General features: G+C 62.4%; 20 protein-coding genes. 8 read left to right on the forward strand and 12 right to left on the reverse strand.

What is annotated here, in order from left to right; genetic code table 11:
- Nucleotides 1-53: 53 nt before the first annotated feature.
- The 5 genes from KY459_02315 (at nucleotide 54) to KY459_02335 (ending at nucleotide 6,011) form a co-directional block, all read left to right on the forward strand.
- On the forward strand, nucleotides 54-1,112 hold the full coding sequence (locus KY459_02315) for an A/G-specific adenine glycosylase (protein MBW3563536.1): 1,059 nt from the start codon (nucleotides 54-56) through the stop codon (nucleotides 1,110-1,112).
- 154 nt (nucleotides 1,113-1,266) lie between these two features.
- Complete coding sequence (locus KY459_02320) at nucleotides 1,267-1,776, forward strand: GNAT family N-acetyltransferase (protein MBW3563537.1); 510 nt, start codon at nucleotides 1,267-1,269, stop codon at nucleotides 1,774-1,776.
- A 113-nt stretch (nucleotides 1,777-1,889) separates the two neighbouring features.
- A complete protein-coding gene (locus KY459_02325; GenBank protein ID MBW3563538.1) occupies nucleotides 1,890-3,704 on the forward strand; it encodes a sulfatase-like hydrolase/transferase in 1,815 nt (604 codons plus the stop codon).
- A gap of 85 nt (nucleotides 3,705-3,789) precedes the next feature.
- Complete coding sequence (locus tag KY459_02330; GenBank protein MBW3563539.1) at nucleotides 3,790-5,280, forward strand: peptidase S10; 1,491 nt, start codon at nucleotides 3,790-3,792, stop codon at nucleotides 5,278-5,280.
- A gap of 50 nt (nucleotides 5,281-5,330) precedes the next feature.
- Nucleotides 5,331-6,011 (forward strand): class I SAM-dependent methyltransferase, encoded by a 681-nt coding sequence (locus KY459_02335; protein MBW3563540.1) that lies wholly within the window; start codon nucleotides 5,331-5,333, stop codon nucleotides 6,009-6,011.
- 480 nt (nucleotides 6,012-6,491) lie between these two features.
- On the opposite strand, the gene rimO is transcribed toward KY459_02335, so the two are convergent.
- The 8 genes from rimO to pyrR form a co-directional block, all read right to left on the reverse strand.
- Nucleotides 6,492-7,829 carry a 30S ribosomal protein S12 methylthiotransferase RimO gene (gene rimO / locus KY459_02340; GenBank protein ID MBW3563541.1) on the reverse strand — a complete coding sequence of 446 codons (1,338 nt, stop codon included), beginning with the start codon at nucleotides 7,827-7,829 and terminating at the stop codon, nucleotides 6,492-6,494.
- Nucleotides 7,830-8,142: 313 nt separating this feature from the next.
- Nucleotides 8,143-10,647, reverse strand: coding sequence for a hypothetical protein (locus KY459_02345; protein MBW3563542.1), 2,505 nt, complete (start codon nucleotides 10,645-10,647; stop codon nucleotides 8,143-8,145).
- On the reverse strand, nucleotides 10,647-11,018 hold the full coding sequence (queF, locus tag KY459_02350) for a preQ(1) synthase (GenBank protein MBW3563543.1): 372 nt from the start codon (nucleotides 11,016-11,018) through the stop codon (nucleotides 10,647-10,649). Before queF ends, KY459_02345 begins: the two co-directional genes overlap by 1 nt.
- 7 nt (nucleotides 11,019-11,025) lie before the next feature.
- Nucleotides 11,026-12,471, reverse strand: a complete 1,446-nt coding sequence (locus KY459_02355; protein MBW3563544.1) for a PilT/PilU family type 4a pilus ATPase — start codon at nucleotides 12,469-12,471, stop codon at nucleotides 11,026-11,028.
- A 74-nt stretch (nucleotides 12,472-12,545) separates the two neighbouring features.
- Nucleotides 12,546-13,001, reverse strand: a complete 456-nt coding sequence (locus KY459_02360) for a response regulator (GenBank protein MBW3563545.1) — start codon at nucleotides 12,999-13,001, stop codon at nucleotides 12,546-12,548.
- Nucleotides 12,934-14,271, reverse strand: coding sequence for a dihydroorotase (locus KY459_02365; protein ID MBW3563546.1), 1,338 nt, complete (start codon nucleotides 14,269-14,271; stop codon nucleotides 12,934-12,936). The genes KY459_02360 and KY459_02365 overlap by 68 nt, the downstream gene beginning before the upstream one ends.
- Nucleotides 14,268-15,218: an aspartate carbamoyltransferase catalytic subunit gene (locus KY459_02370; GenBank protein ID MBW3563547.1), complete on the reverse strand. Its 951-nt coding sequence runs from the start codon at nucleotides 15,216-15,218 to the stop codon at nucleotides 14,268-14,270. The genes KY459_02365 and KY459_02370 overlap by 4 nt, the downstream gene beginning before the upstream one ends.
- On the reverse strand, nucleotides 15,215-15,751 hold the full coding sequence (pyrR, locus tag KY459_02375) for a bifunctional pyr operon transcriptional regulator/uracil phosphoribosyltransferase PyrR (GenBank protein ID MBW3563548.1): 537 nt from the start codon (nucleotides 15,749-15,751) through the stop codon (nucleotides 15,215-15,217). Before pyrR ends, KY459_02370 begins: the two co-directional genes overlap by 4 nt.
- 297 nt (nucleotides 15,752-16,048) lie before the next feature.
- Between pyrR and KY459_02380 the strand changes: the two genes are divergently transcribed.
- On the forward strand, nucleotides 16,049-16,924 hold the full coding sequence (locus KY459_02380) for a peptidoglycan DD-metalloendopeptidase family protein (GenBank protein ID MBW3563549.1): 876 nt from the start codon (nucleotides 16,049-16,051) through the stop codon (nucleotides 16,922-16,924).
- 218 nt (nucleotides 16,925-17,142) lie between these two features.
- Here the strand turns inward: KY459_02380 and yidD are convergent, their stop codons facing one another.
- From yidD to KY459_02395, 3 genes are all read right to left on the reverse strand, one after another.
- Entirely contained in the window at nucleotides 17,143-17,343 is a 201-nt protein-coding gene (yidD, locus tag KY459_02385; protein MBW3563550.1) for a membrane protein insertion efficiency factor YidD, read from the reverse strand.
- A 150-nt stretch (nucleotides 17,344-17,493) separates the two neighbouring features.
- Nucleotides 17,494-18,618 (reverse strand): hypothetical protein, encoded by a 1,125-nt coding sequence (locus KY459_02390; protein ID MBW3563551.1) that lies wholly within the window; start codon nucleotides 18,616-18,618, stop codon nucleotides 17,494-17,496.
- Nucleotides 18,619-18,634: 16 nt separating this feature from the next.
- Entirely contained in the window at nucleotides 18,635-18,793 is a 159-nt protein-coding gene (locus KY459_02395) for a hypothetical protein (GenBank protein MBW3563552.1), read from the reverse strand.
- Nucleotides 18,794-18,916: 123 nt separating this feature from the next.
- Here KY459_02395 and mutL point away from each other — a divergent pair, with 123 nt between their 5' ends.
- Together mutL and KY459_02405 are read left to right on the forward strand one after the other, a co-directional pair.
- Nucleotides 18,917-20,704 carry a DNA mismatch repair endonuclease MutL gene (mutL, locus tag KY459_02400; protein MBW3563553.1) on the forward strand — a complete coding sequence of 596 codons (1,788 nt, stop codon included), beginning with the start codon at nucleotides 18,917-18,919 and terminating at the stop codon, nucleotides 20,702-20,704.
- Between the two features lie 13 nt (nucleotides 20,705-20,717).
- Nucleotides 20,718-21,164 carry a YraN family protein gene (locus KY459_02405; protein ID MBW3563554.1) on the forward strand — a complete coding sequence of 149 codons (447 nt, stop codon included), beginning with the start codon at nucleotides 20,718-20,720 and terminating at the stop codon, nucleotides 21,162-21,164.
- A gap of 31 nt (nucleotides 21,165-21,195) precedes the next feature.
- Here KY459_02405 and KY459_02410 read toward each other — a convergent pair whose 3' ends face one another.
- Nucleotides 21,196-23,904 carry a hypothetical protein gene (locus tag KY459_02410; protein MBW3563555.1) on the reverse strand — a complete coding sequence of 903 codons (2,709 nt, stop codon included), beginning with the start codon at nucleotides 23,902-23,904 and terminating at the stop codon, nucleotides 21,196-21,198.
- Nucleotides 23,905-23,916: the final 12 nt, after the last annotated feature.

A 23,916-nucleotide genomic window follows, 5' to 3' on the forward strand; every position in this document is an offset into this window, starting at 1 on the left:
TCGGTGCCGGGCCCCTGCTCCGGACCCTCCCGGGTTAGACTCCTTCATTGAAAATGCGACGAAATGCAGTGATCGCGTCGAGCGCCGAACGGTGGTTCCAGGCAAGCCAGCGGCCGCTCCCATGGCGCGTCAACTACGAGCCATGGCACGTCTGGGTCGCTGAAGTGATGGCCCAGCAGACTCGGATCGAGGTCGTCGCTTCCCGCTTTCCCCAGTTCATTGAACGATTCCCCTCCCCCGAATCCCTCGCCCTTGCCGATGACGACGATGTTCTCACCGCATGGTCGGGCCTCGGTTATTACCGGCGCGCCAGAATGCTCAGGGCCGGTGCGATCCGCGTGGTCGAGCAATTCGGCGGAGAGCTCCCCCGGCGACTCGAGGATCTCCGTTCGATTCCGGGCATCGGCGAATACACCGCCGGGGCGATCGCGTCGACGGCCTTCGACCAGTCCGTTCCCGCTGTCGACGGGAATGTCATGCGACTCCTCGCACGAATCGAGGCACTCGAGCCGCCCTGGCGCAGCGCGAGGCTCGGCCGGGAAGCCACGGATGCCGCTCGCGAGATCGTAGAAGCCGCGAGCTCTCCACGGATGCTGAACCAGGCGCTCATGGAGCTTGGTGCGACCATCTGCAAACCAAGAGAGCCGTCGTGTGTCATCTGCCCGCTGCAAACCGAGTGTCGGGCCTTCGAGCTCGGCCGCGCCGCCGACTACCCCCGGCCAGCTCCGCGCAAAAGCCGGAAAAGTCTCGAGATCCCGCTGCTCGTCGTCACGGACGATGCGGGCAGGGTACTGATGCTCCGCTCCGAACAGGGCTCGCTCATGACCGGACTCTGGCACCTTCCCCACGGTGTCCCCGATCTGATTCCGGAGACCGCCATCGCCAGCTGGACCTCGAGGGAGGTTCTCGGGACGTTCCGCCATTCGGTGACCGACCGCCGCATCACCTTCGTGATCCATCGTGCCGATCTCGACTGCCGGCTCGGCGAGGGATTCGCGGAGGCGGCCTGGCAGGATCCCGAAGAAGATCTCGCCACGCCATCCTACGTCGCAAAAGCGTTTCGCCACGCCCGCCTTCGCGACGGGCTTGCCGCTCGCACCCTCAGTCGGTAATTCACGCGGTCCGGAAGTTCCCGGGAAGAACCGGGCGGGGACCATGCTCCTGGCTGCACAATCTCCGGAATCAGAGGGATTCCGTCGAGAATGTCCCGGCACAATTGGCACCGGAGAGGGGTCCAAGAACGACTTTTGCTTGCCGGGTACGTCCATGTCCGAGATCGTCATCCGCACCGCCACCCGCTCCGACAAAAAATCCTTCATCGAACTGGTCGAGGCTCATATCGCCTTCGAGAAGATGGAACCGATGACTCCGGAGGCGAAAGAACGCCTGCTGCAGGACGGATTCGGCGACCACCGCAGGTTCTCCGCTTTTCTCGCCTCGCTCGACGATCGCGACGTCGGCTACGCAATCACCTACGAGGCCTACTCCTCGTTTCTCGCCCGGCCGGTCTTCTACCTCGAGGACATCTTCGTCTACGAGGACGTTCGCGGGGAGGGCTTCGGCGGAAAGATGTTCCAGTATCTCGTCGAAGAGGCCGTCGACCGCAACTGCGCCAGGATGGAATGGATGGTCATCGACTGGAACGAGAACGCGATCGGATTCTACGAGAGACGCGGCGCCATTCAGCTCAGCGAATGGCATTCCTACCGGCTCGATGAAAGCCAGTTGAAGTCGCTTGCTGCACGCGGAGAATCACGATCGCTGCAGACCGAATGAAAAAAGGCCAGGGCAGGTCAATGACCCGGCGGGGTCTGAAGTCCTTCTTCACTCCTCACTCTTCTCTTCGTTAGACTCGAAATACCTTGAGTCCTGATACGAGTAGCGTCAACGTGCGCCGGTCGTCATTTCTCTTCCTCCTGGGAGCGACGATCGTTGCCGCGATCGGCTGCGATCGTCAGGTCCCCGCCAGCTCCTCCGAAGAAGCACACCTCAAACCGACGGAGGCACGGCAGCAGCTTCTCGGGCGGCTGGATCAGATCGAGGCTCACGGCAAATCCTCGTTACACGCCACGACCGTGAAGACTCTCTGGAGCCGGGGTACGACAGTCGATCGACTCACGCTCGAAGCACCCCCTCGAGGCATTCTCGAAACCGCCATCGCCATCGATCCATCGGCCTCGCTGCTCGTAAATGGCCATTTCGAGCTCAGAATCGGATTGACGGACGAAAACGATGAATACACTGAAATTTTCGAACGCTCCTACCCGGCTGACGATTCAGGAGGATGGATATCTCTGAGCATCGATCTCAAAGACCGGAGCGGTCCGGTGGATCTTTCCTTTCACAAGCGACATCTCGGCGAGGCAAGCGAGTTGCTCGCCGACTTCGAGATCGCCGCCACGGACCTCGTCGTCTGGAGATTTCCTCGAATCGTTCCGCAGAGCCTCGATCGTCCGAACGTGATTCTGATCTCGCTCGACACGCTCCGACCCGATCATCTCGGGCTCGAGGGATACCGCCGCAATACTTCACCCAATATCGACGCGCTGGCCCGCAACGGAACGTACTTCGGAGCATGCTTCAGCCAGGCGCCATGGACCATGCCGGCTCATTATTCGATCCTCAGCGGGACACTCCCCTCGACCAGCGGCTCGGTCAGCCCGGTTCAGTCGATCGTCGTTCCGATGCCGAGTGTGCCGATGCTGGCTGAACTGATGCGCGATGCCGGCTACCTGACGGCGGCATTCACCGGAGGCGGGGCGGTCTCAGCGGATCTCGGCTTCGACAGAGGCTTCGATGCGTACGACGAAACCGATCTGGTCGACGGAAGTGACGTCACCACGATCGTATCCAAAGCTTCCGAGTGGCTGAGACGCCGCAGGAACCGCAGCTTCTTCCTCTTCATTCACTCTTATGAACCTCACGAGCCGTTCACGGATCATCGCTTCATCGATGGCGAGTCTCCTTCCCGGGACTTCGAAGCGAACCTCGTCGCGAAGTACGACGGGGACATCAGCCGCGCCGACGAAGCTCTCGGAGAGCTCTTTCAGTTGCTTCGGAGCCAGGGCCTCGACTCGAATACGATCGTGCTCGTCACCTCCGACCACGGCAAGGAGTTCTTTGAACGTAGAGTTCCACCCTGGGAGTCCTTTGCCGAGCATGGTCACACTCTCTACGACGAAATTCTCCGGGTTCCGCTCGTCATGAGTGGACCGGACGTTCCGAAAGGGATGATCGTCACGGCCCAGATTCGCTCGATCGACATCGCACCGACCATCCTCGCACTCATCGGTCTGGACGGCGCCCTCGGGATGGAAGGAAAGGACCTCACACCGTGGATGAATGGACAGCGGCGGGATGACCTTCCGGCTTTCGCCGAGGCGACGACTTACGGCCCGGCGAGGGAGAGTCTCCGCACCGGTGGGTACAAGCTGATCCGTCGGACCGGTTATGGACAGCTGAGCCATCCCTGTTGTTCATCCTTTCCGATGACTCCGCGTGAAGAGCTTTACGATCTTTCCACCGATCCCAGCGAAGCGAACAACCTCGCTGGATCCGCTCCGGCCGTGCTCGGGCGGCTCCGCTCCGAGATCTCCCTCATCGGCGTCGAAGCTGCCACGCAAGCACCCGGCGGAACGCGGGACTCTTCTTCCCCCAGCTCCGATACGATCAACTCACTGCGTAGCCTCGGCTATCTTCAGTGACGTCGCCTCGACGCAAACGTACCCGCGACATTCCGGACTCGAATCCTTTACCGATATGATTTGCCGTATGAAAACGCGATTCCCGATGGCAGGACTGATCGCTCTCATCCTCTCTCTCCCTCTTCTCGCTCAGGAAGCCCCGACGGCGACCGACGAAGAGAAGCGAGTCCCCGAGGAGCGCGCGGTCGCGACGGAGCACCAGGTCACGATCGACGGGAAGCCGATCCGTTATCGGGCAACGGCCGGAACCTATATTCTCGAGGAAGAGGACGGGACCCCGAAAGCGGAGATTTTCTATATTGCCTACCAGAGACTCGGCCTCAACGATATGGCCGCGCGACCGCTCACTTTCTCTTACAACGGAGGACCCGGCTCATCCTCGGTCTGGCTCCACCTCGGGCTCCTCGGGCCGCGGAGGATCGATATGGGAGAGGAAGGGCACGCTCCCGCCCCTCCATACCAGGTGAGCCCCAACCCCTGGTCGCTCCTCGACGTCACCGACCTCGTCTTCATCGACCCGGTCATGACGGGCTACAGCCGTCCGGTTCCGGGCGAGGACAAATCGCAGTTCACCGGTCTGCGGGAGGATGTCGAGGCCGTCGGGAAGTTCATCCACATGTACGTCAACCGGAACGAGCGATGGGCATCACCGAAGTATCTGATCGGCGAGAGCTATGGAACGACACGCACCGCGGCTCTTTCGAACTGGCTTCAGGAGCGGCATGGGATGTATCTGAATGGAGTGATGCTGATCTCCTCGATTCTGAACTTCCAGACCGCACGCTTCGACGTCGGCAACGACCTCCCCTATATCCTGTTCCTTCCGACCTACGCCGCCACCGCATGGTTCCATCGCCAGCTCGAGCCGGCACTGCAGCAGACGAGCCTTCGTGACTTTCTCGATGAAGTCGAGGAGTTCGCGCTCGGCGACTACACGCTCGCACTGATGCGTGGGAACGACCTTCCGGAAGAAAGCAAAAGGGAGATTGCCGGCCGCCTCGCCCGCTACACCGGTCTCGATCCACAGTACGTTCTCGACACGAATCTCCGCATCCGGATCTGGCGGTTCACCAAGGAGCTCCGGCGCGACGAACGGACCACGGTCGGCCGTCTCGACAGCCGGTTCACCGGTACCGATTACGACGCGGCGGGAGAATCGTACGAGTACGATCCCAGCTACGCCGAGATCCTCGGGCCATTTGCCGGTGCGCTCAACCACTACATCACGAGCGAGCTCGATTTCCAGGCGGAGGTTCCGTACGAGATCCTGACCGGCCGGGTCAGGCCGTGGAGTTACGACGAGTTCGAAGGGCGGTACGTCAACGTCGCCGACGAGCTTCGCCAGGCGATGACCCGCAATCCGGATCTCCGCGTCTTCGTCGCGAACGGCTACTACGATCTCGCCACTCCGTATTTCGCAACCGAGTACACTTTCGACCATCTCGCATTCGATCCCGGCTTCGAAGACCGGATCCGGATGGAGTACTACGAGGCGGGGCACATGATGTACATCCAGCGCCGCTCGCTCGAGGCGCAGCGGGCCCAGCTCGCAGCCTTCATCCGCGACTCGATGTAGACCCGCCCGGGATGCCGGCCGTCGTGGCGCCCCCGCGATACACTTTCGCGATGACTCTTCGAGCCCTGGCGGCACTCGGGATCGCGGCCGCCGCGGTTTTCCCAGGCTGCCGCGCCGAGGGGAATCTCGAATCGTTCCCCGAGCGAAATCCCGCGCCGGTAATGGCATTCGAAGGCGCGGAATGGCTCGAGCGCCCCACCCGCGCGATCGAGGAGCGACCCGACATCGTGCTCGATGCAATGGATCTCCGCAATGGCGACATGGTCGCCGAGATCGGAAGCGGGACCGGCTACTATGCCCGCCGCCTCGCGAAGGAAGTCTCACCGGATGGCGAAGTGTGGGCCGTCGACATCCAGCCGGAAATGCTCGAGCTGATGGAGGATCTCGCAGCCGACGAAGGGATTGAGAACATCGTTCCGATCCTCGGCACCGAGACAGATCCGAACCTGCCGACAGCAACCTTCGACTGGATCCTCATCGCCGACGTCTATCACGAGATGCAGGAACCGCAGGCGATGCTGCGCGCAATCCGGGCAGCTGTCACCGACGAGGGCCGTATCGCGCTCGTCGAATATCGACTCGAGGGCGCTACCGCCGAGCACATCCGGCTCGAGCATCGGATGTCAGTGACTCAGATCCTTGCCGAATGGCTTCCCGCCGGGTTCGATCTGGTCGACCGGATCGAGACTCTTCCGTCGCAACACCTGCTGATCTTCGAGAAATCAGAATGAATCCGGTGGCCGGTGGCCGGTGGCCGGTGGCCGGTAACCGGTGGCCGGTAGCCGGATTGACGAAAGTCGCAGTACGAGTACATGGAGCGGCGACTCACGATCCCGCGCCCAGATTCTTCGCCCGCGCTTCGCCGGGCTCAGAATGACGACTGTTGTGTTTGCGCGAAGCGCCGATCATGGACGAATGTTTGCTCTCGCGCTACCCAAACATTCGTCATCTTGAGTAATTGACCGGCGCGTTGCGCCGGTGAAGCTGGAATGAAAACCGGAGCCCGCAAAACTCCGCACCCATACTCAAACCGACGTCGTCCCGAGCGGGCGGTCGGGGTGGGCAAGGGTCGAAGTCCACGCAATTTCGTCGTCGTTTCATTAGGAGGAGCAAAGCGACGAAGGACTGGGGCACGCTCGTGAATTGACGGTGCAAATTCATGCAGTGGAGCAACCCTCCGGCAACCGGCAACTGGCAACCGGCAACCCTCTTCAAACGACGGCCGCAACGAGGTCGTACGGATGCGCGTCGCTCACCTCGACCCGTGCGAATGACGGGAGCGCACCCAGCCGGTCGATTCCGTCATTGATCAGGAGCCGTCCGTCGATCTCGGGTGCCTGCGAAACGAGCCGCCCTTCGAGAAGGTGCTCGGTCTCGGAGCAGACCCCGGTCACGATTGCATCGAATCTGCGCCCGACGCGGGCCCGGTTCAGCTCGAGCGAGATCTCCTGCTGCATCTCCATCAGGGCGTCGCGCCGGCGATCGGCCGTCTGCCGCGCCGATGTTTTCATCCGTCCTGCAGGCGTTCCCTCTTCGGACGAGTAACTGAAGACGCCGACCTGTTCCATTCTCGCCCACTCCACGAAGCTCTCGAGCTCGCGAAAGGCACGGGTGGTCTCGCCCGGGTGCCCCGTGATGAAGGTCGTCCGCAGCGACAGATCGGGAACGAGCTCGCGCATCCGGTCGATCATCTTCCGGTATTCGTCTGCTGAGCCAGGCCGGCGCATCACCCGAAGAACCTCTTCCGAAACGTGCTGCAGCGGAATGTCGCAATACGAGGCGAACCGTTTCTCTTTTCCCATCAGCTCGAAAAGGCTCCAATCGAGACTTCCCGGGTATGCGTAGAGGAATCGGATCCACTCGAAACCAGTCTCGGCGAGAAGCCTTTCGACGAGGCGAGTCAGTCCGCTCCCGAGGCCAATGTCCTCCCCGTACCGGGTCGTATCCTGAGCGACGAGACAGAGCTCCATCGCACCGGCCTCCTCGAGCTGGCGCGCCTCACGAACGAGCGAGTCGATGCCGCGGCTGCGGAACTTTCCTCTCATCTGCGGGATCGCGCAGAACGTGCAGGCGTTCGAGCAGCCTTCCGAGACCTTCAGATACGCGTGGGGAGCCCCCTGGGCGAGAACGCGCGGGAGATCTTCGTAGAGCCGCTTCGACATTCGTCGCTTCACCGGAGCCGCGTCGACGTCACCGGTGACCGCTTCGGAGATCTTCTCGAGATGGTCGAGTCCGACGAATGCGTCGATCTCGGGGATCGACTCCTGCAGCTCCGCACGGTACTTCTGCACCATGCAGCCGGTGACGACGAGCCTTTTAGCAGCTCCCGACTTGAGTTGTGCCGCCTCGAGAATCGTGTCGACCGATTCCTGCCGCGCGGCGTCGATGAACCCGCAGGTGTTGACGATCACGACATCGGCGCTGCCGGGGTCGTTGGTGATCTCGACCTCGGAGGCCGCGCGGAGCTGTCCCAGCATGATCTCGGCATCCACGAGATTCTTGGGGCACCCGAGCGAGATCATCGAGACCTTTCTCGGAGCCCTTTCCACCGTCTCTTCCATCGCCGCGAGGAACGAGGGAACCGGATGGGTTATTCGCGGAGGAGAGCGGCGAGCGGGCGAGCGACGCGGGCCCGGGCTTGCGCGAGGTCCCGCCATACCGGGAGGGCGAGCCTCTGGTGAGCCGCGAGCTAGCGGGATTTGGCCAGCTGACACGCCAAGCCCCCGCCCGGATGGTCGCGGGTTTCAGGCTCGATCTCGAGGATCGCGGCTCGCTAGAATTGCATCGCCCAAGGTCACCATCGGTTAGAGCCTGCAAGCGCGCTCGTCGCTCACCGCTCGCCGCTCGTCACTAATTTTTCGCCTAATACTCGAGCACCTTTCGTGCGGCGGCGGTCATGAGCTCGAGCGAAGGGAGATAGGCGCGCTCGAGCGGCGGCGAATAGGGCACGGGGGTATCGAGCGAGCCGACGACCCTCACCGGCGCGTCGAGCCAGTCGAAAGCCTGCTCCTGGATCATCGACGCGATCGACTCCCCGACACTCCCCCGCTTCGAATCCTCCTGAAGAATCAGCACACGACTGCAGTGCCTCGTCATCGTCAGAACGCTGTCGACGTCGAGCGGCGCGAGAGTCCGCAGGTCGAGCACGGCTGCTTCGACCCCGTCCCCCTCGAGTTTCGCGGCCACCGCCAGCGCGCGATGGACGAACGCACCCCACGAAATGATCAGAAGATCCGAGCCGGCGCGGCGCAGCGCCGCCCGCCCGATCCCGACCGGCTCCGGATCGTCGATCGACTGGCGAATCCGAGGATCGCGGTAGAGGCCGATGTGCTCGTAATAGAGCACCGGATCGCGATCGGCGACGGCCGCCGCCATCAATGCCCGGGCGTCGCGCGGGGTCGAGGGTACGACGATCCGCAGCCCGGCGGTCCGGTAGAACCACGGCTCGGTGTTCTGGCTGTGGTAAGGACCTGCATGCCGCAGCCCGCCCCACGGCATCCGTACGACCATCGGAACCTCGCCTCCCCACCGGTATCGGGTCTTCGCGGCGTTGTTGACGAGCTGATTGAACCCTGTTGCAACGAAGTCGTTGAACTGAATCTCGCCGATCGGCCGGAGCCCGCCGAGCGCCGCGCCCACGCAGACTCCCAGAATCCCCCCCTCGGACAGCGGCGAGTTGACGATCCGTTCGCCGAACTCCTCGAGCAACGGTCTCAGCAGCAGGAATGCATTTCCGTACTTCCCGCCGACGTCTTCTCCGTAAACGAAAACCCGATCGTCGGCCACGAGAGCATCGCGAACCCCGAGCATCACGGCATCGAGAAAGGTCGCTCCCGACGGATCGGTCTCGATCGGCTCCAGAGCGGGTGTGGAAGCCTTCGCGGGCGTCCCCTGCAGGCGGTCGAGAACCTCGAAGTGTCTCTGAGGCTCGTCGTCGAAGGTCACACCGCGCCCTGCCTCCGACTCGTCGGGCCAGTCCGCGTCGATTACCCTCTGTGCTTCCGACTGGACGAGCTCGGTCGCCTCCCGCATCCATTCCTCGGTTTGGGATTCGTCGATGACGCCGTCACCGATCAGAAGCGCGGCGTACCGGTCGATCGGATCTCGCCTGCTCCAGTAGTCCCATGCGTCGCGATCGGCATAGCCCTGATCGGTCAGCTCGGGATAGCTCCAGCCGGGAAGCTGCTCCCGACCGTGATAGAGCATGTCGTCGTGATGAGCGTGACCACACATCCGCATGGCGACGAGCTCGATGAGCGCCGGACCTTTTCCGTCACGAGCGCGACCGGCAGCCCAGGCGAAGGTAGCGGCGATTCCGTCCGGGTCGGTTCCATCGACCGTTACGCCCGGGAGCCCGTAACCAAGGGCCTTGTCGGCGAAGCAGCGGACGGCGGTCTGGTCTTCGAGGGGAGTCGAGAGGGCCGTCTGATTGTTCTGCACACAGAAGATCGCCGGTAGTTTTCGTGCGGCACAGACGTTGATTGCCTCGTGCCATTCTCCGAGGGAGGTCCCTCCTTCTCCGATGAAGGACACCGCGACCCGGCCGGTCCCCTGCCGCGCAAACGCCATCGCGACCCCCGCGATCGTGGCGGACGAGATCGCGAGCGGTGCCGACGCCGGAAGGATTCCGCGGTCCCATCGGCCGATGTGCAGATCCTTCCCGTTCATCGGCGGGCCGGCTTTGCCCATCTGAGCGTTGAGAACCATCCGGACGGTATCGCCGTCGGGAGACATGGCGAGCGCCGCTCCGAGGTCACGGATGAGGGGAGCGATCACATCTCCGGTCCATTCTCCGCCGATCTCGAGCGCTGCCCCGCGACGCAGCCTCAGCGGTGCCGCATAAATCGCCTCCTGGCCGAGCGAGCGGAAGCCCTTGCCCTGAAACGGAGCCCCCTCGAACTTGACCTCGCCGCTCGAGAAGAACTGTTTGAGACGGTTGTCGGTGGCTCGCGTCAGAAGCATCCCGCGAAGGATCTCGATCCGTTCCTCCGGGCGGAGCGACGCGCGGATCGCCTCTCTCTCGATGAACGATCCCGCCTCGTCAATGAGCTGGTCGAGCGCGATCTCGAGTCGCTTGCCTGTAGTGACGCGCGGGGTCACTTCGGCGTCGATCGAGGTCCCCTCGAGATTGCGCGCATTCGAGCGCTCGAACAGATGGGACAGCGCGTGACGAAGGTGATTGCCGAACGAGCGAATCGCCTCGGGGTTCCGTTCGGGATTGCCCGAGGAGGCGTCCATCGCGTTCTCGAAGGCGACCTGCGCGAGCCCGAGAGCGAACGGAAACCGCTCGATGACGAGAGCACGGAAACGGGAGCGGAGGTCGGTCTTCGGAAGCGGTTCGAATTCGCCGCCGGCGCTCTGGCTCATCAGCCGGCCGCCTCCGGTCTCGATCCGTGACGAGCCGTGACCACAGTCCGGATCCCACCGCGAATCTGGAAGTCTCCTCTCACTTCCATCCATCGGGGGGAAACGGCACCGACCAGATCGTCGAGGATCCGGTTGGTCACCGCCTCGTGGAAGGCTCCCTCGTCACGATACGACCAGAGATAGAGCTTGAGCGACTTCAGCTCGACACACAACTCGTCGGGAACGTATCGGATGCTGATCCGTGCGAAATCCGGCTGCCCGGTCATCGGACATACGCAGGTGAATTCGCTGGTGTCGAACGCAATCTCGTAATCGCGCCCGGGTCTCGGATTGGGAAAAGTTTCGAGGTCTCTGGAGGGGGCGGTCGGCAATCCTTCCTCACTTCGCCATCAGTTTCTGATTGAGCTCGCGGATCCGCTCCTGAAGCTGTTGAATCTTGGCCTGACCCTCGGAACGAAGCCTCTCGTTCTCCGCGCGAAGTTTCTGGAGCTCTTCGCCATCCCCGCTCGGTGTCTCGAGCCGCTCTTTGAGCGCGTTGATCTGATATTCGAAATCCTGACGGAGATTGGAGATCTCCTCGTCCTTTTCGAGCATCCGGAGCTTGAACTTCTCCTCCTGTTCCTCGAAGCGTTCCTTGATGTCCATCAGCTCGGCGATCTGTGAGAAATCGGCTTTGCTCGGCACGTCTCCACCTCCCGTTCGTACTCGCTCTTCGATCTGGGGAAACATCTTTCGCAGTTTCAGCGACAAGTCTTCCGGCTCGCTCGTCAGCTCCATCGCATCTTCGTACGAGATTCGCTGGTGGACGAGAAGCGCCATCAGCGACTGGTTCATCGACTGCATCCTGAAGAAGGAAACCGAGCCTTCGAGCTCCTCCATGATCTCGTTGGTGGCACCCGTTTCGATGAGCTTGGCGATTTTCGGAGTGTTCCGGAGGATCTCGACGGCGGCCGTCATCTTCCCGTCGATCGTTTTGACGAGCTTGAGCGAAATGATTCCGCGCAGGACGAGAGCGAGCTGTCCCCTCACCTGCTGCTGCTGGTCGGCCGGAAAGGAGTCGACGATCCGGTCGATCGTCTGGGCCGCGTTGTTCGTATGGAGAGTCGAATAGACGAGGTGGCCGGTCTCGGCAGCTGTAAGGACCGTCTCGATCGTTTCGGGATCGCGCATCTCGCCGACCATGATGACGTCCGGGTCCTGCCGCATCGAGTTGCGGAGCGCTTCCCGGAAGCTCGGCGTATCAGTACCGACTTCACGCTGAGAGATCGCCGCGACGGCATCCTGCATGAGAAATTCGATCGGGTCTTCGATGGTCACGATGTGAAGCGGCTCGCGGTCGGCGATCCGGCGCATCATCGCCGCCAGCGTGGTCGATTTACCGCTCCCGGTCGGTCCGGTCACCAGCACGAGGCCGTCGGGAATCTCGGTGTAGTAATCGAGCGAATCAGGAAGCTCGAGGTCCTCCATCGACTGGACATTGATCGGAATGCGTCGGAACACCGCTCCCACAGTTCCACGCTGGCGGTAGAGGTTTCCGCGGAACCTCGCGACTCCCGGGACACCGTATCCGACGTCGACCGAATTCTTCTCGTCGAAGACGTTCCGCTGCCGGGGCGTGAGAATCGGCAGGAGCATTCGCTCGAGATCCGCGGGCTTCAACGGTTCCATCTTCACGGGCACCAGTTGCCCCCGCATCCGGAGAAGAGGGGGTCTCATCGGTTTCAGATGAAGATCCGAGGCCTGATGCTGGGCCATGAACGTCAGGAGGTCGTTGAGGCCGAGAGCCTCGTTGCCTGCCGCTTTCGCAGTCGTTGCCGCCGTCACGCTTTCACCTTTCTCTCCGTCGCCTGGAGCGTTGCCTTCTCCCGACTATTCCATCACAACGCGCGCGCGGGCAGCTACTTTCTCATTACGGAATCGAGAATCATCATGAAGGCTTCCTGCTGCTTCGGCTCGGTCTTGTTGATCACCGCAATGGCTTCTCCGATGCGGAACCGGCGGTGCAGCTCGTCCGCGTGATGAGACGAGGTCACGATGATCCTTCGGGGTGGGACGTTCCTCTGGCGCGCGTATGCGACGAACTTCTGCCCGTCCATCCCGGGCATCTCGAGGTCGACGATCAGCAGATCGATCGACTCATCGATCGCTGGAAGCGCATCATAAGGATGCCGATACGTTTCGACTTCGGCGATGTCTCCATAGCGCTCGCACAGCGTGTTCTCCCACAGGTCACAGAATGCCGGAGAGTCGTCGACGATGACGATCCTCTTCCGGCGGCCTGCGCCTTCACCGCCTGGCGCGCTTCCGGCCGGAACCTGCCGGGGCTTTTCGTCCGGTTCTCGATTTCTCTTCATCAATTGCGTACCGCACCTCTCCTCCGACGATGGTCGCCTCCACCCTGCCTCGGAACGACTTTCCGCGGAAGGGCGAATTCACCGCCTTCGATTGGAACTTCTCGAAGCTCGTCTCGGCTTCCGGGTCGACGATGGTCACATCGCCGGCCTCTCCTTCATCGAATCGGCCGCCGGGCAATGAGAACGCCGCAGCCGGCCCGCTCGTCAGGAGCTCGATGAGCCGCTCGATACCGATTCGTTTTCCATGCACCAGCGCCTCACATGACACCGCGAACGCCGTCTCCAGACCGATGATGCCGAACGGCGCGAGGTCGAACTCCACGTCTTTTTCGTCCGGATGATGCGGCGCGTGGTCGGTGGCGATTGCATCGATCGTTCCGTCTTCGATCGCGTTGATCAACGCATCCACATGCTCACGGGAGCGAAGAGGCGGCTTCATCTTGAGCGAGGTCGAATAGCTGACCAGCTCGGCGTCGGTCAATGCGAGGTGATGTGGCGTCGCCTCACACGTCACCTTCGCGCCGTGCGCGCGGCCGTAACGAACCGCTTCGATCGCTCCCGCGGTCGACAGATGGGCAATGTGGAGCCGCCCCCCCGTCATCGCCGCCAGCACCACGTCCCGCCATGCCATCATTTCCTCGGATGCCGCCGGCATCCCGACCATCCCGAGCAGCGTCGAATAATAGCCTTCGTGCATCACTCCCGACTCGCCCAGGACGAGGTCTTCGAGATGCACCGAGATCGGCAGGCCGAGCATGCTGCTGTACTCCAGAGCCCGGCGCATCAGCAGCGGGCTCATCACCGGGCGGCCGTCATCGCTGAACGCAACACACCCGGCTTTTGCAAGATCGGCCATCTCCGCGATCTCTTCGCCGGCCAGGCGCTTGCTCACCGCCCCGACCGGATAGACGCGGCAAAGTCCGTTGCGATTCGCCTCGGCGAGAATCATCTCGGTCACCGCACGCTCGTCGTTCGGAGGGAGCGTGTTCGCCATCGCACAAACGGCGGTGAATCCCCCCCGGATCGCTGCCGCCGTTCCGGTCCGGATCGTCTCCTTGTGCTCGAATCCTGGCTCGCGGAGGTGAGTGTGAAGATCGATGAAGCCCGGCGCGACGATCTTTCCCTTCGCATCGATCGTCTGGATCCCCGAGGGATTCGCCTTCGACCCGACCTTCTCGATCCGCCCCTTGCGGATCAGCAGGTTCGCTTCCGTGTCGGTTCCGTTCGCGGTATCGATGATCCTGCCGTTTCTGATCAGAAGATCCTTCATTCGCCGAGCTCCAGCCTGGCGCCCGACAGCAGATAGAGCACGGCCATCCGGACCGCGATACCGTTGGTCACCTGGTCGAGGATCACCGACCACGGGCCGTCGGCAACGTCGGAGGCGATCTCGACGCCGCGGTTCATCGGTCCCGGATGCATCACGATGGCGTCGGGACGCGCCCGCTTGAGCCGCTCAGGGGTGAGGCCGAACGTGTTGAAGTACTCGCGAAGCGACGGGAATCGGAGCGAGCCCTGCCTCTCGAGCTGCATCCGGAGCATCATCACGGCATCGGCCCCTTCGAGCGCCTCGTCCAGCGAGTGGACCACGCGGACACCGAACTTCTCGATCTCTGCCGGCATCAGCGTCGGCGGTGCCGAGAGCGTCACCTTCGCTCCCATTTTCGTCAGCAGGTGGATATTGGAGCGGACCACTCGGGAATGGGCGATGTCGCCGACGATCGAGATTGCGACATCTTTCAGCCGGCCGAGGCGTTCGCGGATCGTGAAAGCGTCGAGCAGTGCCTGGGTGGGATGCTCGTGAGGACCATCGCCGGCATTGATGATCGAAGCGGGAAGCCGCGCGGCGAGGATATGGGGCGCGCCGGCATGTTTGTGCCTGATGACGATCATATTGGGACTCATCGCCATCAGGTTCATCGCCGTGTCGAGAAGCGTCTCTCCCTTCTCGACCGAGGAGCCGGATGCGCTGAAGTTGAGAGTGTCGGCGGAGAGCCGTTTCTCGGCGATCTCGAAGGAGACCCTTGTTCGGGTCGAAGCCTCCATGAAGAAGTTGATGACCAGCTGACCTCTCAGCGCCGGGACTTTCTTCACAGGCCGTTCGCTGACTTCCTTGAAACCTTCCGCCGTGTCGAGAATCAGTTCGATCTCATCGGCGGTGAGGGGCTCGATACCGAGAAGATCCTTCGATCGGAGCGCCTTCGCTGCTGTCCTCAAACTTTCTCCATGATGAGCACCTCGTCATCGCCGTCGATCTCTTTGACCTTCACTTTGATGACTTCGGACCTGTCGGTCGGCACGAGTTTTCCGATCACGTCCGCGTGGACGGGAAGCTCGCGGTGGCCTCGATCGACGAGGACGGCGAGCCGCACGACTTTCGGCCGTCCGAAATCGACGAGCGCGTCGAGCGCCGCCCGAACGGTCCGTCCGGTGTAGAGCACGTCGTCGACCAGGATGACATTCTTCCCTTCGATCATCGGAAGCGAGGTCGGCTTCACGACCGGTTGTGGAGCCACGGTCGTGAGGTCATCCCTGTACAGGGTGATGTCGAGAATCCCGAGCGGGACGACCTCCCCTTCGGTCTCCTCGATCTTTTCCACGATTCGCTCCGCCAGGGGAACGCCTCGGCTTCGAATGCCCACGATCACGAGGTCTTCGATTCCTCGGTTTCCCTCGACGATCTCGATCGCCATCCGGCTGATTGCGCGGTTCATGCGTGCGGCGTCGAGGATGCTCTTCTTCTCTTTCATCGGGTCTCCGTGGGAGCGAGGGCGGGCCGCAGCGCAGAATAAGCAGATGCCCTCGTGGTGTCAACGGGGGCGGAAGGGCGCAGGGGCGAATGCCATAAAATTGTGCTGAAGCATATTTTGTCCAAAAAATGCTGAATTCATGCGACTGCATCGGCTCTTCAATAAACCGAAGCACCACTTAAGTCTTTGCGTCAGGCAGAATTACGGTTGACAATGGTCTTCGACGACGTAGAATAACGGTCCACCTCACGGCGTTCAGCGCGGCAACAACGCACGGAACGCCAACTCGGGGAGTCAATGAACAAACGATTTTCAACCATCGTCTTCGTTCCACATGCGCGCGCGAAATTCCGGAAAATCCGGGTCTCGCACCGCGTTCTCGCAACCGCTGCGACCGTCGTGACCGTCTCGCTGATTCTTTCGGGATGGTTCTCCTTCCAGTACTTCAACACCCTGTCGCGGACCTCCGAGCTGAACCGGATCCGTCAGGAAAACCGGGAGCTTCAGACCTCCAACGACCAGTTCGGACGCTCGATCGAGTCGCTGCGGGCCGAGCTGAATGCGGTCGAAGAGAGAACACGTCGCCTGGCGATCGTTGCGGGAATCACGCCCGAAGACCTCCGGCAGCAGGGTGGCGTCGGCGGTCTCTCGATGGATGGCGAAGCGACCGGCAAGTGGATGGATGAAGTCGACCAGATGAGCTTCCGCTCGCGAAGCCTCCACACCGACCTCTCGATTCTCGAGAACGAGCTTCTCAGCCAGCACCGGCTCCTTTCCAGCACACCATCGATCGCGCCGGTTCGCGGCATCCTCACCGACAGCTACGGCATGCGCCGGGATCCGTTCAACCGGAAGATGACGAGCCACAGCGGGGTGGACATCTCGACCAATAGCGGCGTTCCGATCACCTCGCCCGCCGATGGCATCATCGTCAAGGCGAACTGGGCATCCGGTTACGGGCAGGTCATCTACATCTCGCACGGCTACGGCTATTCGACTCGATACGGCCATCTCTCGAAGATCGCTGTCAAGGCTGGACAGAAGGTCAAACGGGGCGACACCATCGGCTACGTCGGATCGACCGGACGTTCCACCGGACCCCATCTCCACTACGAGGTTCGTGTCAACGGACAGCCGGTCAATCCGCTCGAGTACATCCTCGACGCGTTCTGAGAACCAGGTTCGAGGATCGGGGTGTGAGGTTTGAGGTGCGTTGGGCAGCCTTCCAACTAAGCTCCACCCCTCCGTTATCGTCTGCGTCCTTCGTGATCTTGCAGTGCCGCGGCTGCGGCCAGTCGTGAAGGACGGGAATGATCGCAACCGTCGCGAGCGCGGCAAGCGGGCGAATTCGATTCCGTCTCTCCAACCTCTAACCTCCAACCTCCAACTTTTTACGGCTGATCGACGGTGCCGGCCGGCGTCCAGGGACCGCAGCGCGCAATCCGTCCGGCGGTCCGCAGCCCGCCGACGAGCGCTCCATTCCTCCGAATCGTCTTCAGGCCGTAGAGCGAGCACGTCGGTTCGAAGCGGCAGTTGACGCGGCCTCTGAGGCGGGGGGAGACGGCGGAGCGATATCCTTCGATGACCGTGATGGCTGCGGCCGTTGTGATCTCGCGATGCCGCGGCTGCGGCCAGTCGTGAAGGACGAGAATGAAGGCAATCGTCGCGAGCACGACCAGCGGGCGAAATCGATTCCGACCCTTAACCCCCAACCTCGAACCTCAAGCCTCCAACCTCCAACCCTAAAACCGCAGCAGCGCTGCAACCCCATCGTGCCGGTCGAGCACCTCGTGCGAGTCGGAGAACGACACGCGGGCATTGTCGGCATGCACGCTGGAGATGAGCTGTTCGACCAGATCGACCGTGACCACACCCTCGCCGCATGAGGGACAGCCGAGAGGAATCTTCTCGCCGATCATCGAGCAGTTCGGGCACTTCCAGCCGAGGCCACCCGCTTGTCCCGCAACGAGCAGACGGTCGATTCGACGCTCGTTGGCCGCACGCAGCACATTCGTGAACCCGACCGCCGCCCGTCCATCGGCCGAAGCGAGCGCCTCGAGCTGTTCGATCTGGCTCGAAAGCTCGTCGGATCGGCGCTCCGCAACCCGCTTTTCCGCCGCTTCGATGATCTCTTCACTCGAGGCCCGCATGTCGAGATGGAGCGGGTCGAGCAGCCGCTCGGATACCCGCGCCGGCAGAAACGACTCCACGTTCGCGACGTTGCGGTCCTGGCCCGCGAGCAGAACCGCTTCCGGTGCCCTCTGTTCGACCATGCGGGCGAGCCGTTCAGCCGCGCTCTTGTGGTGATGATCGATGTGGTCCTGAACGTGACGCTGGATGTTGGCCTGCGACCAGCCCCCCTGATCCGTTCGGCTGGGAACCGTGTCGTCCTCGAGCGTCACCGATTCGATGATCTCCCCCATCTCGATCCGGTGGATCCTCGCCGATCGTGCATCCGCCAGGAAAACGATCACGTGAGGATGCTTTTCGCGGATCGCGATCAGCTGCCTGAGATGAGGTCTGCTGTCGATCCTAAGGCTCGTCTCGACCGGTACGCGCAACTGGATCGCTTCGAACAGATCCTCCCCCGGAGCGGCGAAAATCGCCACGCCGCGCGTTGCCGGTTCGAGCTCCTCGTCGATGTACTCGAGAATCCGGTCGCTGACTCCGGTCATCGCCGCCTCTGCATCCTGTCCGGACCCGTTGCCGAGAGCGTCGCGCAACTGCTGCACCTCCTGTTTGACCAGGATTCTGAATTTCTCCTTTCTCGCACCATCACCGCCGGTAGTGTCGAGATAGAGAGAGACGAAGATGCCCTTGCGATCTTCGCGTGCGGCAAGTCGGTTGACGAGCTCATGGATCATCATCGTGTGAGAACCTCCTTCAGGTGCCGTGACTGAGGAACAGGATTTCGTCAGCACCGGCGACGACGATGAGGTCACCGTCCGATGCGACTTTGTGTTCATAAAGGGCCCGGCCAAAGGCGAGAACCACCACGATCAGGACTGCCAGACCCAGGAGCGCCAGGATGCGCTTCACCATCGGTTCCTACTCTATCGCAGCCGACCGATGTCTACAATGGTTGGAACCCATCGGCATTCTGAGACAATACAGTCGTAGATTTTCGGAATTTTCACCCCTGCCGAGAGTTGGCCTCAGACGGACATGCCGGTCTCCGGAAACCTCAACGAAACGAGCCGTATCAGCGTTCTTCCTCGCGAGCTCGTCAACCAGATCGCGGCGGGGGAAGTCGTCGAAAGACCTGCATCCGTGGTCAAGGAGCTGGTCGAGAATTCGCTCGATGCCGAGGCTTCCACGATCGAGATCGTGCTTCTCGACGGCGGACGACGACTGATCGAGGTATCGGACGACGGAATCGGAATGAGCGAGCAGGATGCCGTGCTCGCCTTACGTCGTCATGCGACCTCGAAGATCCAGACCTTCGAGGACCTGCTCTCCGTCTCCACGCTCGGATTCCGAGGGGAAGCGCTTCCGTCGATCGCCTCGGTCTCCCGGTTCCGGATGATCACAGGTGACGGATCCGGCCCCGGAGGTCACGAGCTCACCCAGCTGCAGCCTGACGAGCCCGCCGATGTCCGCCCGGCGGCTCGCGATCGCGGAACCACGGTCGTCGTCGAAGATCTCTTCGTCCACGTCCCCGCCCGCCGCAAATTTCTCAAGACCGCCTCCGCGGAGCTACGACGAATCACCTCCGTCGTCTCCTCATATGCGATCCCGAACTTTGCCGTGTCGTTCCGCCTCACACACAACGAGAGACTCGTGCTCGATCTCCCTGCGATGCACTCGGAGAGGGAGCGCGCGATCCAGATCCTCGGAGCGCGCTGCGAGCCCCACCTCCGCGAGATCGATTTCGGAACCGAGGCTTGCCACGTACACGGTTTCGTGGCCCGAGGGTCGAACATCGGAGGCCGCAAACATCAGTTCACCTTCGTCAACGGCCGGATGGTCCGGGATCGCGTGATCACCCAGGCCGTGAGAAAAGCCACCGATGCGTTCGACGATTCGAGACAGCCCGCTCTGATTCTCGACGTCCGCGTCCGCAGCGATGAAGTCGACGTCAACGTTCATCCCGCGAAAACGGAGGTCCGATTTCGCGACTCCGGTCGGATTTTCGTCACCGTCGAAAAGGGCGTCCGGACCGCTCTCGGGGCTCCCGAATCGGGCGCCGGCCTCATGACGGGCGACCGGTCTCGGTCACACCATGACTCCTCGACCATCCGCGAGCGAGACAATCCGCTGTTCGATCCACGACGATGGGATGTTCCCGAGCCGGAGTACCGGGCGACGCCGCTGTTCCGCCAGGGATCGATCGTCCAACCACCACGGCCCGAGCCCACGACGGAGGTGCCCGGAATCGGACGGCTCGGCGACCTCGAAGGTCGGGTCATCGGCCAGTACCGGCACAGCTACATCGTCGTCGACATCCCGGCCGGTCTCCGGTTGATCGATCAGCACGCCGCGCATGAAAGGGTGCTCTACGATCGCATCGAGGCGTCGAGGGATCGGGGTCTCGAGTCGCAGCGAATGCTCAGTCCCGTCGTCTACGACTGCGGGGCCGCCGAGGCGGCGCTGCTCGATTCGAGACTCGACGAGCTGAGAAAGGTCGGGTTCGAGATCGAGAGATTCTCAGCCGGCGCCTTCGGAATCGCCGCGGTGCCGGTCATCCTCAGCGAGAAGCGGATCCTCGCCTTTCTCGGCGACGTCGCCTCCGACGAAGAGTCCGGAGCTTTCGAAAGCGTGCGCCATCGGATCGTCGCATCGCTCGCCTGCCAGGCGGCAATCAAGGTTCACCGCCCTCTGTCGGGGGCCGAGATGTCGGATCTCGCTGCATCCCTGCTTCGCTCGAGCAACCCCTTCGCCTGCCCGCACGGCCGACCGATCATCGTCGACATCGCACACGTCGACGTCGAAAAACACTTCCATCGCAGGTGAAGCCGTGGAGACCATGCAAAGGATCTGGATTCGCCTTGCGGAGAGTCTCGTATCGTTCGGCGGGCAGCCGGCGGATCACTCGGGACTGGGGCGGGCGGGCGAGCGACGCGCGGCCTGGTACTTCCGTCTTCTCGGTTTTCGGATTCTGGCGATCAACTTGCGGAACGAGCAGGGGGAGATCGATCTGATCGTCCGCCGCTTCGGCCTCGTTGCGTTCGTCGAGGTCAAAACGCGGGGACCCGAACGGCTCGGCGCCGGCTGGACTGCGGTCGATCGCACCAAACAGCTCCGTATCATCCGCGCTGCTTCGCTCGAGCTCGCACGGATGAGCCCGGCACCCACAGCGGTCCGGTTCGATGTGGTATCGATCGACTGGGATCGACACCACATCTCGCTGCGGCACTTTCCGGACGCCTTCCGCCCGCTCGCCGATCCCCGTTACCCCTGGAAGCTGAAGTGAAGGTCCGCCGGAAGCGACATACCCGCGAGCTTCATCTCCGGCGCGCTCCCGGACGCCGCAGCGGCGGAGGAGGCTCGCCGGCGAAGAGCACCTCAACCGAATGCGTCGTCAGAACGAAAATGCGATCGCCATCGACGACGAGATCGATCGGGGACGCCGGAAACTCTGTCGACGAGTAGGCCATCCAGTCGAGCGGAGAATCGATTCTGAAAACCTCGAGACGACCCGTCCGGCCGATGACGAAGGCACACTCCCCCGAGATCGCGAGCGTCTGTTCGTTGAGTGATCCACCGGAAGTCGGAAGCGGAACCGCGCCGATCTGCAGGAGGCTCGCATCATTCATCGCAATGGCACCTTCGGAGGTCAGCACGTAGAGCGTGCCCGACTCATGGTGAGCGATCGCGGTTGCTGACGGGTTCACTGGTGTCGACGCCATGACGACGGGTCCGGACGGATTCGAAATATCGAGCGCGAGAATGCTCCGCGGGGCGCTGGCCAGAATCCATCCTCGTTCACCCGAAACGACTGAATCCCGAATACCACCGCCGATCTCGCCAACCTTCATCAGCTGATCGTTGAGAAGAACCGAAGCAGTGACACAGCCGGTCGAAAGACATCCCTTCGAAACCGTGACCCAGAAGAGATCACCGATCCGTCGAATGCCGAGGAAGGAACTGTCGGGCCCCTCATCGAGCTTTCGCTCCATGAACGTCGCCCCCGATGCTCCGCGGCAGGCAATCGTGCCGTCCCCGAGAAGCTCGCACCATCCATCGCGCCAGGGAGTGAGCGCGACCGCATCCCCTGCCGATGCGTGTACCCGGCCCGATGGAGCGAGCCGCTCACCGATGAAGTTGATCCTCTCGACGGTCTCCGGCTCACCGAGCAGAATGAAATCTCCCCCCGAGGCCAGCCGGTCGTAAAAGAGATTCGAACTGTCGATGATTACTTCGCCGGGCGAGCCGGCCGAAGCTGATCCGCTGATGATCGTCACCGCCTGGCTCGATATCGCTCCCGCGAAGGCGCCGGACTCCGAAGCAGAGAGGCTTTGTCCACCTCCGGAAACCTCGATCGTGCGCCGGACCTCCCCTCCGGGACCGCGGATCTCGAACCCGGAACCGTCCGCGATGACTATCTCGTCGCCGAGCCAGACGAGACTCGTCGCGAATCCCCTGCCGCGCGGAGTGACGACTTCCGAGCCCGCAACGACGTCGAGAACGCTCAGGCCTCGAAACGTCACGAGGGCGACTCTTCCGGCATCGTCGACCGCAACCCCGGACGTCGCTGCGCCTTCGATCGTGATCGACGCGGGTTGCTCGCCGTCCCGAACGAGGAAAACAACGGTAGATCCAGCCTCATTCAGGCCGGCAGCCGCGAGCACTCCGTCTCGAGCGTCGATCCAGGAGATCGGAACGCCGGCCAGATCGACCGGCGAGACGGCACCCGACTCGAACACGGCGCGAAAAACTGTTCCGTCGGAGGCGAGAATCCACGCCCCGGAATCCGCGAGCTCCGCGTCGGCCGCGCCAAACCCGATTGCGACCGAGGCGGTTTTCTCTCCGGTTTTCGCATCGATCACGAATGCTTCACTGCTTGCGGTGAGGAGCAGTGATCCCTCACGGTAGTCGCGAATCACCGGAGAGCCCGTGACGACGGTTCTCTGCACCGCGAGGCTCCCGGTCGAAGAGAGCTGCCACGCCTGGACTCCCGCGCCGGGAAAGCCGACATAGATTTCGTCGCTGCCGAGAGCGATCGAGCTCGGCCCGGCCGCCGGGACCGACCTGAGGAGGTAGGGCGGATGAAACGACTCGACCTCGACCGTCACGATTCCGAGGTCCCCCGCCGCGACGTAGAGATGACGCGAATCAGCCGCGAGGCTCCCGATCCGATTCAGCGATCCCCCGCTCGCCGGAAGCCTCGTCTCCCATGTCTTCACCGGGCGCGATGCCGACGAGACATCGTATGCCCGGAGGGTCGTATCGAGACCGGACGAGATGGCGACTCCCGGATTGAGCCTGACCCACGAGATCGAACCTTTTTCGAGCACCCCGATTCGATTCATCTGCGCCCCCGACCCGCTGAAGATCTCGGTCTGGCGCCCGTTGGAGGCAATGAGCCGCTCTCCGTCGAAATGGATTCGGCTGGTCTGCGGAAAGCTCGGAATCGAGCCGATCTTCTGGGGAAGCGACGGGATCGTCAGCGAGAACGCCTCGATGGTCGAATCGCCGTCGGCGGCATAAAGCGTTCCGTTCCGGAATGCCACCGAACTGGCGGAACCGGTCGAAGTCTCCATCAGCCGGGGAAGCAGGCCGGGCTGGGCGGCGATCAGCTGCAGCACGCTCCGACCCGTGGTCGCAATGTAGAGGTACTCCCCCTGTTGAAGGATGTCGTTGATCTCGGCGTCGAGAAAGACGCTGTGAATCAGGTTCATGTCGGGATCGAAGAAGAAGAGCGTGGAAGAGGAGCCTACCCAGGCCCCTCCCTCGACCGCGTCGACGACACCGGTCATGCCGGCAACCGCGCGCGTGCCGACCGGGATCAGTCCCCCTCCGGTCGTCGAATACGCAGTGACTCGATAAGTCTCGGCGGCCCACAGCCGGTCGACGTGAAGATCGAGGTCGCGCACCGTGGAGCGGAACTCGCGAGTCTCGGCGGGCGTGAGGTCGCACGCGGCTCCCGAGCTGCTGGCCGGGAAAAGAAGAACAAGAAGGAAGAGAAACGCTGCAGCCGGACGGCGGGTCATGATCGAAATTGT

The organism is Acidobacteriota bacterium, assembly GCA_019347945.1.
In the GTDB taxonomy this organism is placed as follows: Bacteria; Acidobacteriota; Thermoanaerobaculia; order Gp7-AA8; family JAHWKK01; genus JAHWKK01.

Coding starts and splice junctions, on each gene's coding strand:
- KY459_02410 (MBW3563555.1), bottom strand. CDS start 23,904: ATGACCCGCCGTCCGGCTGCAGCGTTTCTCTTCCTTCTTGTTCTTCTT.
- KY459_02365 (MBW3563546.1), bottom strand. CDS start 14,271: ATGAAGGATCTTCTGATCAGAAACGGCAGGATCATCGATACCGCGAAC.
- KY459_02380 (MBW3563549.1), top strand. CDS start 16,049: ATGAACAAACGATTTTCAACCATCGTCTTCGTTCCACATGCGCGCGCG.
- KY459_02335 (MBW3563540.1), top strand. CDS start 5,331: ATGACTCTTCGAGCCCTGGCGGCACTCGGGATCGCGGCCGCCGCGGTT.
- KY459_02315 (MBW3563536.1), top strand. CDS start 54: ATGCGACGAAATGCAGTGATCGCGTCGAGCGCCGAACGGTGGTTCCAG.
- KY459_02320 (MBW3563537.1), top strand. CDS start 1,267: ATGTCCGAGATCGTCATCCGCACCGCCACCCGCTCCGACAAAAAATCC.
- KY459_02360 (MBW3563545.1), bottom strand. CDS start 13,001: ATGAAGAGAAATCGAGAACCGGACGAAAAGCCCCGGCAGGTTCCGGCC.
- KY459_02390 (MBW3563551.1), bottom strand. CDS start 18,618: ATGATGATCCATGAGCTCGTCAACCGACTTGCCGCACGCGAAGATCGC.
- KY459_02395 (MBW3563552.1), bottom strand. CDS start 18,793: ATGGTGAAGCGCATCCTGGCGCTCCTGGGTCTGGCAGTCCTGATCGTG.
- KY459_02330 (MBW3563539.1), top strand. CDS start 3,790: ATGGCAGGACTGATCGCTCTCATCCTCTCTCTCCCTCTTCTCGCTCAG.
- KY459_02345 (MBW3563542.1), bottom strand. CDS start 10,647: ATGAGCCAGAGCGCCGGCGGCGAATTCGAACCGCTTCCGAAGACCGAC.
- KY459_02405 (MBW3563554.1), top strand. CDS start 20,718: ATGCAAAGGATCTGGATTCGCCTTGCGGAGAGTCTCGTATCGTTCGGC.
- mutL (MBW3563553.1), top strand. CDS start 18,917: ATGCCGGTCTCCGGAAACCTCAACGAAACGAGCCGTATCAGCGTTCTT.
- pyrR (MBW3563548.1), bottom strand. CDS start 15,751: ATGAAAGAGAAGAAGAGCATCCTCGACGCCGCACGCATGAACCGCGCA.